Genomic DNA, 14691 nt, shown 5'->3' on the forward strand with positions numbered 1-14691 from the left:
CCTGACGCTCAGGCTGGAAGGCGATGCACCTGGGGCGGCTCGGCGATCCAGTCGTCGTGGATGTCGTGGAACGAGACCTCGCCTCGGGAGAGATCGACGAGGGCGAAGCAGGGTTCGTGGTCTCGATGGAGGGTGCCGGCGTTGATGAGGGTCAGCCCTTCGATGGTCCGGACCATGCGTCGGTGGGAATGAGTCTCCAGCTCGCGCAGTAGCTCCACGGTGAAGAAGGGGAGCACGGCCGCGAGCGACACGTGCTCGCAGTGGATGTCACCGATGAGGCCAATCCGATTCAAGGAGACTCCATCTTCCGGGCTTGTTCGATCTGCCCTTCAATCCAATCACGGTAGCTGTAGGTGCTCGTGAACCAGGACTCTGGAGCACCCTGGCTGACATACCCGCTGCTGATCCCCACGAGCCAGCGGCTTCCATTCTCCTCGAGAAAGCAGGGAGCACCACTGTCACCAGGTCGTGCATGCGCGCCCGGGTGCCGGAAGCCTATCTCGTGCCCATTCGGATTAGAGGAGGATCGAAGCTCCGAGACAGTGTTCCTGCCCAAGCGACGCACGCCTCCATTGCTTCCGGTCGCGTCCGTGGTCCCGTACCCCACAAGGGTCAGCTCGTCATTGAGCCGGACCTCCTCGCGACTGAGCGTTCGGTCGACTCGAGTGTTTGCGAGAGGCCTCTCCAAGCGGACTACCGCGAGATCCGCCAGGCGATTCTTGACCAAGGTCCTGCCGCCCACGCCCTGAGTCTCTGCGCGAAACTCCGCGTGCACCACCACTGTGCCCTCGGATGTGTCCAGAATGGTCCGCGGCTCCTCCCCGGCTCGCTCATGGAAGGAGCTCACGGCCATCGCCCTTCTGCCGCAACTCGCCTCCCCCTTCTTTGGGTCCATTCCACCTCCTGGAGGGCAGAAGCAGTGGGCGGCTGTCAGCACGAGCCGTGGAGCAACGAGGACACCGCTACAAAATCCCAGGTCGCTCCGGATCAGCACGACGGAGGAGTAGCGGTTGTCCTCATCCTTCCAGCGGAGAACCTGGCCCGAGTCCCCCTCAATGGAACGGGTACCAGCATCCGCGCGTCCACCACCACCGCCGCCGCCGCAGCTCGGCAGCAGCACGACGGCCAGCAGCAGGGGTACGGTCCAGACTCCATCTCGGAGCATCCGACATCGCCCGTTCAATCCACTTCCGCCTTCTGGATACGCTCCGCGATCCATGCGCGGTAATGAAAGATGCTCGTGAACACGGAGATCGTACCTCCATTCGCATGACCGCTGTTGACTCCGACGAGCCAGCGTCTTCCTCGCTCCTCGCGGAAGCAGGGACCGCCGCTGTCCCCCTCTTGAGAGTGCGTTCCCAGCGCACGGAATGCGAACACGCCATTGCCGCCCGCCGCGAGTTGGATGTTCGTGACGACGTTGCGCCCGTAGCGACGACGTCCTCCCTGCTCTCCCTCAGGTCCGGTGGCTCCGTATCCCACCATGACCAGAGACTCATCGAGCTCAACCTCGGCCTTCGGCAACCGAACCTCGATTCTCATCCCCTCCACGGGCTTCTTCAGACGTACGACCGCCAGATCCGCCTCCAACGACACGACTCCTGCTTCTCGCATGCTCGCTTTGAAGGACGGGTGCGCGGAGGCCAGTCCTTGATACGAGCGAGGATGGCTCGTCACTGGACGCCGCGGGCCTGCTCCCACTTCATAGGTGTGGGCTGTAACGGTCACATCCACCGCGCAGTTCGAGGTGTCGATGGGACGCTCCGGGAGACCTTGGGTGGGCGGCAGACAGAGGCAGTGAGCCGCTGTCAGGACGAGACGCGGGGAGAGCATGACGCCGCTGCAGAGGCCTCGCTCGCTGGTGACGAGAACCGTCGTTCGATACCGGTTCTCCAGATCCTCCTTCGCACCGGAGAGCGTGAACTCGAAGCCAGGAGGCAGCGCGGAGGCATCCCCTTCAAAAGCAGCGGCAGTGCTCGCGGCGCATCCCTCCAGCGCACACAGCCACAGCAGAACAGACACCCATGGGAAAGAGTCCTTCCGGAATCGGCTCATGGGCTCCTCCTTCATGGGCCAGGCGGCTTGCTGCCCCGAGAGTCCTTCGCGCGCTGCAGCTCCGAATGCAGCCACGCCTCGTATGTGACGGTGCTCGTGCACACGAGTTCCCGATCCGCGCGGGCCCTCGCGACGCCGACCAGCCAGCGCCGCCCTTCTGCTTCGCGGAAGCACGGTCCTCCGTCGAAGCCGTTGTACGCGGCAGCCCCTTGCTGCTCGTATTGAATCCGTCCTCCTTCGGAGGGCGTGACCCCCACCACCTTGTTCTTGCGAGAGTAACGAACGCCGTGGAAGCCACCCACGATCTCATCATGGCCGTATCCCGCCATGACCAAGGCTTCGCCTACCTGGGCTTCATCCCTTGCAAGCAGAACCTCCGAGGCCTCCTCCTCCATGGGTTCATCCAGCACGATCGTGGCAAGGTCGGCCTGGCTTCTCACGACGAAGCCGCGTGGGTCCAGAATCAGCTCCAGGCTCGGATGAGGGCTGACGGAGCCTGCGGACGTGTGGAACTGCATGTCCGTCGTCCTCTCCTTGAACCTGGGATTGCCTACCTCCCCATAGGCGACAGCGGTCACGAGAACCCGCTTCACACATGACGACTTGTCCGCCCTGCTCTCCGCTCGAGCAATGGAGAGAGCCCCCTTTTCTCTCAGTGCGCAGACGCAGCTCCCCGCGGTCAGCACCAGGCGAGGCCCCAAGAGAACTCCACTGCAGTCCGGCAGAGCCATGGGGTCGTTCAGCGAGAGCATCACGACGGGCAGGTAGCGGTTCTGCACATCCATCTCGCCCGCGAATTGTCGGACGTCTGGTTGGGCAGGACCGAACTCAAACCCCTCCGCGCCAAGCTCGGTGGAGGGTGCCAGCTCTCCATTGACGGGCCGGGTACCAGCGAGGAGTCCTTCCACCGTCAGGCGAGACTTCTTCCCTGCTCCAGCCTCGTGTCCATCACAGCGACCACAGCCCAGCAGGCAGGTGAGGGCCACCACGCCAGGAAAAAGCCATCTTTGAGGGAGGGGCATCCAGCCTCCCCTGTCACTGCGGCTTCGTGAAGGGCACGTCGAGCACGGGCAGCTTCTTCGCTCCCGGCAGATCGTAGTGCCACCACTCCATCCTGTTGCGCTTGAAGCCGGCGCCTTCCATCGCCTGGCGGAGGAGCTCCCGGTGCTTGCGCGAAGCCTCCGTGCCGCCCTTGTAGCCGTGGTGCGCCGCGGGCGTGAAGTCATCGAACGCCGTCGGCATCTCCACCGGGGCCCCGTCCGCCGTCACCAGCGTCAGGTCCACCGCCGCGCCCCGGTTGTGGTTCGAGCCGAACTTCGGGTCCGCCACGTACCCCGGCTCCGGCAGGATCTTCCACATCTCGTACTGCACCGCGCGCGGCCGATAGCAGTCGTACACCTTCAGCCGGTAGCCCTTCGGCCGCAGCGTGTCCGCCGCCTTCTTCAGCCGGTTCGCCGTGTCCGGCAGCAGCATGCAGCGCGCGCCGTCCGGGTACACCTTCCGCTTCAGGAAGTTGTCCTCCGTCGCGTAGCGCAGGTCCAACACCAGATCCGGGATGAGCTCCGTGGCGTCCACCACGGGCGACTCGCCCGCTCCCGCCGAGAGCCACAACGTCAGCGCCAGCTTCGCCGCGGGCAGCATCACTTCGCCTCCATGTAGGGCGTCGGGTCCGGGACCCCCGCCTCCTGGAACCCCTTCTTCCGCAGCACACAGCTATCGCAGTGCCCGCACGCGAGGCCCCGCGCGTCCGGGTCGTAGCACGAGTGCGTCATCCCATAGTCCACGCCCAGCCGCGTCCCCTCGCGGATGATGTCCGCCTTCGTCATCCCCGACAGCGGCGCGTGGATCTTGAAGCGCGCCCCCTCCACTCCCGCCTTCGTCGCCAGGTTCGCCAGCGCCTCGAACGCGCGGATGAACTCCGGCCGGCAGTCCGGGTAGCCGCTGTAGTCCACCGCGTTCACGCCGATGTAGAGGTCCTGCGCGCCCACCACCTCCGCCAGCCCCAGCGCCAGCGCCAGGAAGAGCGTGTTGCGCGCCGGCACGTACGTCACGGGGATGCCGTGGGACATCTCCGTCTCCGGCCGGTCCTTCGGCACCGGGATGTCCGCCGTCAGCGCCGAGCCTCCCACGCTCCGCAGGTCGATGGGCACCACGCGGAAGTCCTTCACCCCCATCGCCTCCGCCACCTTGCGCGCGCGCTCCAGCTCCACCGCGTGGCGCTGGCCGTACGAGATCGCCAGGCACACCGGCTCGAAGCCCGCCGCCTTCGCCATGGCCAGACAGGTGGTGGAGTCCAGCCCTCCGGAGAGCAGCACCACGGCCTTCTTCATCAGTTCACCCGCATCCCTTCCACCGTGTACACAGCCCGGCATCCCTTGATGCACGTGCAGTTCTTCGTGCCCGGGATGAAGTCGTCGATCAGCGTTCCACACGCCCGCTGCACGTCATACCCGTTCGGCGTGGGGCCCGGAGGCTGCACGCCGCCATCACTCTCCGGCACGCCGCCATCCACCAGCCGCGCGCAGCTGCGGCCGATCAAGTCATCCTGGCTGCTGCTCAAGAGGAGGGTGTCCAGCGTCTCCTCGATCTGCGCGCCCTCGCAGCCACTGCCGCAGCCCGCCAGCGTGGCCGCCACGCGCTGCACGGACACCACCCGCTGCCCGGTGTAGTCCGCGTCGCGAGAGAATCCCTGCACCGTCAGCCAGCCCTCGTCCCCGCTCGTGTTGCGCGAGAAGGTGCCCTCGAAGCGGAGGGGCCCCGCATCGCTGAGCTGGACGATGCCCCCTGGGTTCGTGGTGCAGGTGGTCCGCGACCAGTCGATGGTGGCATCGAACCGGAAGGTCCCCAGCACCTGGTCTCCCGGGTACTGGGGTTCGGACAGACAAGCGACGGCCGCCATCACGAGGATGGGGAAGGAGAGGAGGACGTATCTTCGCAGGCGCATGGCGCCGCGCAGCCTACACGAGCTCGAGCACCGTGAGGGCGACTGCGCGGAACGCCGGGCTGGCGACGAGCACCGCCCCCTCATCCACGTCCATCGGGTCTCCGCCCCGCATGTCGGGGTCCAGCCGGGCCAGCACCCGCCCCGCCGCCAGGGAGGTAGGCATCGCGCGGAAGGCCTCCACCGCCGCCTCCTCCAGGCCCTCCACCGGGCCTGGACGCGCCAGAGCCACGCCCTTCTCCCCCAGGCTCAGCGCCAGGGCGCAGAGGTAGCCCAGCTCCACCGGACCGAAGCACGTGAGCGCGCCCGCGCCCAGCACCAGCTCCTCCGGGCTGGCCAGCCAGGCCTCCACGCCGCCGACGGGATCCAGCAGCACCTGCGTGCCGCCCGCCCCCAGCTTCTTGAGGATGGGCCGGAGCGCCACGTACACCCGAGGAAGGCGCTCCTCCGTCACCGGCAGGAGGCCCGAAGGCATGGGGTGGCGGAAGCCGCTCGGCGGCTTCGGCAGGGGTAGCACGTGCACGGAGGGCGCCATCAGCTCGCTGTCGGACAGCACCGCGGCGACGCCGTCCACGCGCTCGGCGGCGTCGGTCCGGCCGAGCTGACGCAGCGCCTCGGCGTACAGCGTCCACCCATCCACGTCGAACGTCTTCTCCTTCAGCAGCACGGGCCAGAGGCGCGCGGCCAGCCGCGCCCCCTGGATGGAGGGAGAGAGCCGCTCGGCCACCAACCTCGTGGCGCCCACGGAGAGGGCCTGCCGCTCCAGGAGCCGCTCGGCCAGCTTCACCGCGAAGGGGAAGAGCTGCGCGTCCAGGTAGCCGCGGAGGATCGTCTCCAGCGCCTCGGGCTCGTCCGTCAGCCGCTCGCGCAGCTGCAGCGCCTCGCCCGTGAGGCCTCGCTCCTCGGCCAGCCGCACCCGCCGCTCCAGCCGCTCCGGCGTCTCCGGCAGCGCCGCGAGCTGGGCCGCCGCCTCCGCGGGCTTCCCGAGGGCCTCGTAGGCATCGGCCATGCGCTCGCGGTAGGGCTCCAGCGCCTCGGCCCCCGCCAGCGACTCCAGGCGTCCGGCCATCGCGACGAAGGCCTCGGCGTCCTGCTTCTCGTCGTACAGCGCCAGCAGGTGCTTCAGCGCCGGGAGGCACGTGCCGTCCTCCGACAGCGCGCGCTCGAAGGACGCCCGCGCCTTCGGGCGAGCCGCCGCGAAGCGCTCCTCCTGGGGCAACGAGAGCATCACCTCGCCGTACTCCAGCCGCAGCGCCACCCGGGCCCGCGTGTCCGTCTCTCCCTCGACGAGCGCCGCCAGGGTGAGCACCGCGTCCTCATGACGGCCCTCGGAGCGCTGCAGCTCGAACAGCTCGCGCAGGAAGGCGGGGCGCCGCTCGGGCCAGCCCTGCTCCACCGCTCGGAGCGCCTCGATGCGCCGCGTGGGAGGCAGCGCCCGGACGTACGCGAGCACCGCCTCCGCCAGCTCCGTCGGGAGCTGTCCCATCACCGCCAGCAGCCCGGGGAGCCGGTGCTCGAAGTCCGGCCCCGAGACCAGCACCTGGAAGGCGCGCAGGCGCAGCTCCACCGGAGCCGTCGCCGCGTCCAGCACCTCGCCGCGCAGGATGCCCGCGAGCCCCGCGTCGCGCCCGGCCACGAGGTCCGCCAGCCGCAGCACCCCCGCGAGGTCCGCCTCCGCCTGCAGGCTCTCCACCAGCCGGCCCACGTGCGAGGTGCTCGCGTCCGGCGCCGCCGCGAGCGCCCAGAGCGCCTCGCGCACCCGCGCCGCATCCCCCGCCTTCTCGGCCAGGGCCAGCGCGTCGGCGAGCTTGCCGGCCACCATCGCGGGCCCGAAGCCCACCTCCACCGCCCGAGCAGAGGCCCCGAGCCGCAGGAAGCGCTCGGCCAGCTCCGCGGTGCTCAGCGCCTCGGGCGTCTCGGCCGCGAAGCGCTCGATGACCTCCAGGGCCTCGGACTTCTCTCCGGCCTGCTCCCAGAGGTCGGCGGCCTCCAGCAGCAGCGCGGGCTTCTCCTCGGCCGTGGAGGAGCGAACCGCCAGCAGCAGCGCCTTCGCCGCGCGCGGAGCCTCCCCCGAGGCGAGGTAGAGCCGGGCCATCAGCCGCAGCGTGGGCACCTCCGGATCGACAGCGGCGGCGGCCTTCACCGCCTTCAGCGCGTCCGGGAGGCGTCCCGCGGCCTCGAAGTCCTTCGCCGCGGAGACGAGCAGCTCCTTGTGGGCGCTGCCCTTGGCGAACTCCGCTCGTGCCACGCGGACCTCGGCGCGCCGGGCGGGCTCGTCGGCCAGCAGGGGCTCCAGGGCCTCCAGCGCGTCGCCGTAGCCAGCGCCCGAGGCTCCTCGCGAGACGACCTTCTCCAGTACCTCGCGAGCCAGCGCGGCCTGACCGGCGGCACGGGCGAGCGAGGCCAGCTCCAGCCGCAGCAGGGCGGCCTCGTCCGCGTCCTCGGTCCGCTCCACGAGCCTTGGCAACGCCTCCAGGAGCCGCTCGGTGTCACCCCTCTGGCGCAGGCCCTCCACGAGCTTGCGCAGCGCCGCCTCGTTCGAGGGGTCCGCCTCGACGGCCCGCTGCCGCAGCGCCCACGCGCGATCCGGCTCCGCCAGCTCCGCGTCGGCCACGTTCGCGGCGGCCAGCAGCAGCTCCGCGGCGCGACCGCCTCCCGCGGCGGTGGCTCCCGCCTCGTAGACGTCGAGCAGCTCGGCGTGGCGGCCCAGGGCACGCAGGCCCTGCACGGTCCGGTCGATCAGGGTGGCATCGGCGGGACGCAGGCGCGCCAACGGCAGCAGCGCGTCGATGGCCTGCTGAGGATCGTCGAAGAGATCCGCGGCGCGGCGATAGAGCACCTCCGCTGTCGCGCCATCGGCGTTCCGCGCCAGCTGGAGCGACGCGCGATAGAGCCCCTTCGTGTTGCCCGTGCGCGAGTACGCCTCGGTGAGGAGCGACAGCGCCTCCTTGCCGCGCTCTCCGTCGGGATCCAGCGAGACCACGGCCTCGAAGGCATCCGCGGCATCGTGGTACGCGCCCGAGGCCAGCGAGGCGTGCCCCAGCCGCAGCCAGGTGCGCACGCGAACGGGCACGGGCAGCCCCTGGCCCGCGGCGACCAGTCGACGGTCATACGCCTGCGCGGCGCTCGGGCCGCCACCTTGCGCCGCCAGCTCGGCGCGAGCCGCCAGCGCCTCCACATCCTCCCCCGCCTGGGAGAGGTACACGTCGAAGGCCTCGGCCGCCAGCAGCGCCTCGCCCGCATCCAGCAGGCGCTGGGCGCGCTCGCGCAGCAACGGCAGGGACTCGTCCTTGGGCAGGGCGGCCGCGCGCTGGGCCAGCAGATCCGCCAGCCGCCGCACATCTCCCGCCATCCGCTGGCGCAGCAGCCCGAAGGCCTCGTTGCTGGAGGGATCCAGCTCGAAGGCCTGGTCCTCGCACAGCAGCGCGCGCTCGCGAGCCCCCGCCTCCCGGAAGGCCCGGGCGGCGCTCAGGTAGCTCTCGGAGGCCTCGCGGGGCTGCTGACGCTGGGCCCGGCGCAGCATGAGCGCCGCGAGCGCCTGGTGGTCCCCCGCCTCATTCAGGAACGCGAGGTGACGGGTGAAGATGGGCTCGCGGAAGGGGTCTCCCTCCAGGAGGATGGCGTCGAACTCGGCCGCATCCTCCTCGCGCCCCACCTCGTGGAGCAGATCCGCCGCCTGGGCGGTGAGGTCCAGATCATCCGGCGCGGCGGCACGGGCGGCGAGCAGCGCGGCGGCCGCGGCCTCCGGGCGACCGGCTCGATCCCGGTACAGCGCGGCCGCGCGCCGCAGCAGGAGCGCGCGCCGAGCGGAGTCCGACTCCTCCGCGGCGGAGTCCTCGTACCAGGAGGCCAGCTCCGCCATCCGGTCGTCGCGCTCCAGCAGCTCCTCGAGGAGCTTCTCCGCCTCCACCAGGGCGCGGTCCCGGCGCAGCGCCTCACGAAGGAAGCCCTCCGCCTTGCTCGCATCCGCCAGCACGCCCAGGTACAGCCGCGCCAGGCGCAGGAGCACCGCACCCTGCTCCTGGGCGCCGGCCTGCAGCGGCAGCATGCGCTCCAGCCAGCGGGCCTGCGCGGGCGCGTCCTCTCGGCGAGCGGCGAGCGCCTCGCCCATCTGCACCGTCTCGAAGTCCGCCTTCAGCCGGAACGAGCGCTCCAGGGCCTCCTCGGCCGCGGGCAGGTCCAGCTTCACGTCCCGCAGCAGCTCGGCGCGGCGACGCTCGTGAGCAGCGGCCGCCGCGGGCTTGCCCTGGGACTCCAGCAGATCCCTCAGCGCGCCGAGCGCCTCGAGGGCCTGGTCCATCCGCCCCGCATCCTCGGCGACCCGGGCTTCCTCACCATAGGAGTCGATGGCCGAGTCCAGAGCCTCCACCTGGACACTGAGCGTGGCCACCCGGCGCAGCTCCGCGAGCAGCTCCTGGGTCCGGCCCTGCTCGCGGTAGAGCGCGGTGAGCCGCTTGCGCAGGGGCAGCGGCTCCGCGGCCATCTCCGCCGCGAGCGTCAGCAGGGACGCCGCCACGTCCACATCCGCGAGCGAGGCGCGTGCCCGCTCGGACAGCTCCACCAGCCGCGCGACCGTCTCCTCCGACGGAGGGAGCGACCTCACGTGCGTGACGAGCACCTCGAAGGCGCCGCGGGGATCCTGCTTCTCGAGGAGCGCGGCCAGCCGGTGCACGGCCATCGCGTCCCGAGGGTTCTGCGCGGCCAGCCGTCGCCAGGCCTTCACGGCGCGCTTCGTGTCTCCGGCCTTCTCGGCCAGCTCGCCCAGGCGTCGGAGCGTGGCCTCGGCCTGCTCGCGAGCCTTCGCGAAGTCCACCTCGGCGGCGAGCTTCTCCTGGAGCGGCAGCGCCTCCTTCACATCGCCGTGGAGGTAGAGCAGCTCGGCGAGCTCCTCGAGCTCCTTGCCCTCGGCGGGCATGAGCGCGTGGGCGCGGCGGACGAGCCGCAGGGCCCGCTCGGACTCGGAGGCGGCGCGGGCATGGACGGCGCCCTCTCGCAGGAAGGTGGCGGCCTCCTCGGGCTCGGCACCCTCGGCCGCGGCCTCGAGCAGCGCGGCGGCCTCGAGCAGCTCTCCGCGCGCCACGACGAGCGAGACGAGCCGGCGGCGCAGCTTCGCGTCATCCGGCGCGAGGCGGAGGGCCTCTCGCAGCGCCGCCTCGGCGGGGCCCGGCTGCTTCAGCTTGTCGAGGTACAGGCCCGCGAGCTCGGAGTACAGCGCCGCGGCGCCAGCGGGCGCGGCATGAGGCGCCTCGGCGGCGAGGAGCGCGGCCAGGCCCGCCCAGTCCTCCAGCTGGCGAAGCACGCGCTGGAGCGCGACGGTGGCGCCCTGATGCCGGGGAGAGAGCGCGAGCGCCTCTTCGAGACTCCGCGCCGCCTCCTGCCGCTGGCCCAGCTGCTCCAGCAAGCCAGCGCGGCCCAGCAGCGCCTCCACGCGGCGAGGCACCGGACCCTGGCGAGCCGCCTCCGCGAGCGCCTCGGCCTCGGCCTCCGGATGTCCATCCCTCCGGGCGAGGGTGGCCAGGGAGAAGAAGGCCTCGCAGCGCTCGGTGGAGGGCAGCTCCAGCGCGACGGCGGCGCGCAGCGCCTCCCGGGCCTCGGCGCGCGCATCCTTCTCCATGAGGGAGGCGGCAATGGCGAGCAGCCGATTCCGAGCACGCTCCCCCAGGGTGGCGTCGGCGGCCACGGCGCGGCGCCACGCGGACAGCTCGGCCACCTCGTCCCCCGCCTCGTGGGCGAGCTCGGCGAGGGAGAGCAGCAGCGGCGCGGGCCGCGGAGAGAGTCGAGCGGCCTCGGCAAAGTCATCCCGGGCGGCGGTGGCACGGCCCGCGGCGTGGTGGAGCGCGGCGCGACGGGCCAGCAGCTCGGCACGAGCCTCGCCCTCGGCGGCGGAGATCTGCGTGCTCAGCAGGGTCAGCCGCTCGGCCTCCTGCTCCGGCGTGCCGGTGCCCGGGGCGGGCAGCAGCGACAGCAGGGCCTGCGCGGCCCACAGGTCCTTCGGCTCCTCGACGAGGAGCGCGCGCAGGGCGGTAGCAGCCTCGTGGACACGCCCCAGGGTGAGGGCCAGCTCCGCCAGCTCGCGACGAGCGCTGCGCTGCGCCTCGCCGGTGAGGCGGGGCCACAGCTGGATGAGCAGATCCGCCAGGGCCTCGCTCGCCCCCACCTTGCGGTGCAGGCTGGCCAGCTCGAGCTGGGAGTCGAGGTCCGTGGGAGCCTGGGCGCTGTACTGCGCCAGCAGCCGTCGGGCGGAGTCCGTGCGGCCCGAGCGCACCGCGGCGGTGGCGGCCTTGCGGGTGAGCGAGAGCAGCTCCTGCTCGCGCGGGGCATCCGGGTCCGTCGCCGGCAGGGCCAGCACCACCTCGAGATCCTCGAGGGCGCCGCGAGGATCCGAGGGCATGCGCAGCTCTCCCCGGCGCATTCGGGCAGGGGCGAAGGTGGCGTCGCGCTCCAGGGACTCGGCGAGGAAGGTCTCCTCGCGGGTGGTGCCAGCGGCCAGCAGCGAGGCGCGATAGAGGAGCCGAGCCCCGGCGCGCACATCGGAGATGAGGACGGCCTTGCGGGCGTACAGCTTCGCGGCCTCCAGCTTCTCCCCGCGCTCCAGCTCGAGCTCGGCGAGCAGGTCGAGCACCTCGGCGGCCATGGGCCCCTGGGGATCGGCCTCGAGGGCGGCGGACAGGCGCAGCAGGGCGGCGGGCTTCTCGCCGCGGCTGAGCAGGAGCCGGGCGCTCTTGAGGAAGAGCGGCGCGGCCTCCACGGTGCGCTCGGCGGAGACGAGGGCCTGGGCGCGGGTGCCCCACAGCTCGGCCAGCTCTCGCGTCTCGCCCACCTCCGTGTAGAGGGCCTCGAGGCGGGCGGCCAGCGCGTCATCCAGCCGGCGCAGCGGGAAGGCCTGCGCGTAGGCGGCGATGGCGCCATCGCGGTCTCCCAATTGCTCACACGCGCGGCCCAGGCGGGCACGGATGTCGGCGAGCCGCTCGGGCGCGGCGGTGCGAGGCAGGGAGGACAGCAGCGACTCCAGCGCGCTCCTGGCATGCTCCGGCCGCTCGCAGCGCAGCGAGAGGTCCGCCAGGTCCAGCAGCACGGCGGGGTCCGGAACCAGGCGCGCCGCCTTCTCCATCGCCACGAGCGCCTCGCCCACCCGGCCGAGCTTCGCCTCGAGCACTCCGGCCAGCTCGCGCAGCGCGGCCGAAGCCAGCCGCTTGTCGCCCTGGGCCTCGGCCACCCGCGCGCGATCCTCGAGCGCCGTGGCCAGCCCCGCCATGTCCGAGCGCTTGCGCTGCAGCGCGCACAGCTCGCCGAGGGAGGGCAGATCTCCCGGCTCGGCCTTGAGCACCTCTTGCAGCGCCTGGACGGCCAGGTCCAGATCGAAGGTGAGGTCCCTCGCGGCCACCGCGAGGCGGCGATACTTCTGGGCGCGCTCCTTGGGCTCGGGCGTCAGGCGCGCGAGCGCCCCGAGGCAGCGCGTGAGCAGCCCACCATCACGCCGTGCCTCGGCCAGCGCGAGCATGGCCTCCAGCGCGGGCTTGTTGTTCGGGTCGGCCTCGACGGCGGAGAGCAGGAGCCGCTCGGCCTTCTCGGGCTGCTGCAGCCGGCCGCGGTACAGCTCGCCGGCCTCGGCCCAGAGGTTGGCGCGCTTCGCGGGCTCCTCGTAGACGGCGGCGGCCTTCTCCAGCGCCTCGGCCAGCTCCAGGGCGCGGCCGGTGGCACGGAAGTACGGAATCAGCTCCTCGAGGGCCACCAGGTCCCTCGGCTCCAGCGCGAGCGCGGCCTCCAGGTGCTCGCGGGCGCGCGCCGGATCTCCCAGCTTCGTGCGGCACAGACGCGCCATGGCGTGGTGGCTGGAATGCGCGGCCTTGCGCACGGACTCGGAGCGCGGCGCGGGGCCGGCCAGCTCCAGCGCCTGCTGATAGTCCGCGAGCGCCTCCTGCACCTTGCCCAGGCCCTCGGCCACGCGGCCGGCGGCGAAGAGCGGCTCGGGCTCACCGGGCAGCAGCGTCACGGCCTCGCGGAAGCGCAGCAGGGCGTTGTCGAGCTGCTTGAGGCCCTCTTCCCACACGCGGCCAGCGAGCAGGTTGGCCTGCCCCACGCGGTCGAGCTCGTGCCGGGCCAGGGCCACCTCGCGCAGCCGGTCCAGCGCCTTGAGGGCGCGCAGGTGCTCGCCATCGCGATGGCACAGCTCGCCCAGCAGCAGCAGGGCATCCGGCTGGTCCGGAGACAGCCGCAGCGCGGCCTCGCAGTGCAGCCGGGCGCCAGCGATGTCGTCCTCGGTCTGGGCGCACAGGCGCGCCAGGTGGACGTGAGCGTCCGCGGCCTCGGCGGGATCTCGCGTCAGCGCGGCGAGCCGGCGATAGGCCCGCACGGCGCCAGCGCGATCCCGGGCCTGGTCGGAAGCACGCGCCAGGGCCTTGAGGGAAGGCAGGTGGTCCGGCCTGAGGCCGAGCAGCTCATGGAGCGCCTTCACCGCCACGGCGGGCGCGGTGTCGCGAGAGCAGCGGGCGGCGGCCTCGGCGGCGAAGAAGGCCGCGGCATCCTCTGACGTGCGGCGCGAGAGCGCGCTGAGGGCCAGGTAGCGCTCGGCGGCGCGGGCCTCCTCGCCCCGACGCTCGCGCACCACGGCCTCGCCCCAGAGGGCGGCGGGGCTCTTCTCGCGACGGCGCAGCAGCGTGGCCGCGACATCCAGCGCCAGGTCATGCGCCTGCGGATCGGCGACGAGCAGCGACAGCAGCCGCTCCACGGCGAAGGGGTGCGCGTCCTGGGCGTCTCCGGCCTGGAGGTACGCCTCGCGCGCCTCGGCCAGTCGGCCCTGGGCGATGAGCGCCTCGGGCTCGGCGAAGGCCCGCGCGCCCTCGAGCGTCATCAACAGCTCGTCATCCGGCGCGGAGGGAGGCGGCAGTCCACCCGAGGAGAAGCGCAGGCGCAGGCCCTTGCTGGACACCTCGGCGGCGGACAGGCGCGCCTGGTCCAGCTCCGGCATCTTGAAGCCGCGCGTCACCGACGCCAGCCGGCACAGCTCGGCCAGCACGCGGGTGGTGAAGCCGGTGGCGCCCTGCACCTCGATGTCCGGCAGCAGCCCCAGCGCCCCCACCGCGGAGGCGAGGATGCCCGGCACCTGCACCGAGGCCGTGGAGGAGAAGCCGTACAGGCGCACGTCATAGACGTAGAGCGCCAGCTTCTCGCCATCGCCATCGAAGGCGATCTTGAAGGTGGCGGGGGTGCGCTCGGGGCCCTGCAGCCGGGCCTGGCCCTCCAGGTAGCCGGGGCGGAAGTGGAGCTTCAGCTCCTCGAGCCCGGCCAGACGTCCGGCCAGCTCCGCCACCTTGCGCGCCACCATGTCCGCGTCGACGGTGAGCTCCAGGAAGCCGAAGAGGAGCTTCTTGCGCTGGTAGCGCGAGGGGCCGGCGCTGACGTTGAAGGGGAAGGTGACGTCGGGGATCTGCAGCGCGAAGTCCGCGATGGTCAGTCCGGGCGCCAGTGCCAGCGGGGGAAAACCCACGAAGGCGCGCCGGTCCAGCAGCCGGAGCTCGGGGGAGGCAGCGCCCGACTCGGACGCGGGCTTCGAGGAGTCGCTTTCGGTGGCCATCGGGGAGAGGGGTCACAGGGTACCACGGTGGCTAAGCCCTCGAAATTTTTACCGTTCCCCCGGCCGGAGGGCAGGCGGCGGGGCAGCGGTACCAGCGACGGAAGATCCTGAAATCCTTCCG

At 71.9% G+C, this 14691-nt stretch carries 8 protein-coding genes; all 8 read right to left on the bottom strand.

Annotated elements, in window-relative coordinates:
• Positions 1-8: 8 nt before the first annotated feature.
• Positions 9-293, bottom strand: a complete 285-nt coding sequence (locus KY572_RS19620) for a metallophosphoesterase family protein (RefSeq protein ID WP_224244419.1) — start codon at positions 291-293, stop codon at positions 9-11.
• Positions 290-1219 carry a S1 family peptidase gene (locus tag KY572_RS48135; protein WP_407659977.1) on the bottom strand — a complete coding sequence of 310 codons (930 nt, stop codon included), beginning with the start codon at positions 1217-1219 and terminating at the stop codon, positions 290-292. The genes KY572_RS19620 and KY572_RS48135 overlap by 4 nt, the downstream gene beginning before the upstream one ends.
• Positions 1180-2055: a S1 family peptidase gene (locus KY572_RS19630; protein WP_224244421.1), complete on the bottom strand. Its 876-nt coding sequence runs from the start codon at positions 2053-2055 to the stop codon at positions 1180-1182. The genes KY572_RS48135 and KY572_RS19630 overlap by 40 nt, the downstream gene beginning before the upstream one ends.
• Positions 2056-2066: 11 nt before the next feature.
• Complete coding sequence (locus tag KY572_RS19635; RefSeq protein WP_224244422.1) at positions 2067-2963, bottom strand: trypsin-like serine protease; 897 nt, start codon at positions 2961-2963, stop codon at positions 2067-2069.
• 127 nt (positions 2964-3090) lie between these two features.
• Entirely contained in the window at positions 3091-3696 is a 606-nt protein-coding gene (ddpX, locus tag KY572_RS19640; RefSeq protein WP_224244423.1) for a D-alanyl-D-alanine dipeptidase, read from the bottom strand.
• A complete protein-coding gene (gene queC / locus KY572_RS19645) occupies positions 3696-4388 on the bottom strand; it encodes a 7-cyano-7-deazaguanine synthase QueC (RefSeq protein WP_224244698.1) in 693 nt (230 codons plus the stop codon). Before queC ends, ddpX begins: the two co-directional genes overlap by 1 nt.
• A complete protein-coding gene (locus KY572_RS19650) occupies positions 4385-4999 on the bottom strand; it encodes a hypothetical protein (RefSeq protein WP_224244424.1) in 615 nt (204 codons plus the stop codon). Before KY572_RS19650 ends, queC begins: the two co-directional genes overlap by 4 nt.
• Positions 5000-5012: 13 nt before the next feature.
• Entirely contained in the window at positions 5013-14570 is a 9558-nt protein-coding gene (locus tag KY572_RS19655) for a tetratricopeptide repeat protein (RefSeq protein ID WP_224244425.1), read from the bottom strand.
• Positions 14571-14691 lie beyond the last annotated feature (121 nt).

The organism is Hyalangium gracile, assembly GCF_020103725.1.
In the GTDB taxonomy this organism is placed as follows: Bacteria; Myxococcota; Myxococcia; order Myxococcales; family Myxococcaceae; genus Hyalangium; species Hyalangium gracile.

Coding starts and splice junctions, on each gene's coding strand:
- ddpX (WP_224244423.1), bottom strand. CDS start 3,696: ATGCTGCCCGCGGCGAAGCTGGCGCTGACGTTGTGGCTCTCGGCGGGA.
- KY572_RS19655 (WP_224244425.1), bottom strand. CDS start 14,570: ATGGCCACCGAAAGCGACTCCTCGAAGCCCGCGTCCGAGTCGGGCGCT.
- KY572_RS48135 (WP_407659977.1), bottom strand. CDS start 1,219: ATGGATCGCGGAGCGTATCCAGAAGGCGGAAGTGGATTGAACGGGCGA.
- KY572_RS19650 (WP_224244424.1), bottom strand. CDS start 4,999: ATGCGCCTGCGAAGATACGTCCTCCTCTCCTTCCCCATCCTCGTGATG.
- KY572_RS19630 (WP_224244421.1), bottom strand. CDS start 2,055: ATGAGCCGATTCCGGAAGGACTCTTTCCCATGGGTGTCTGTTCTGCTG.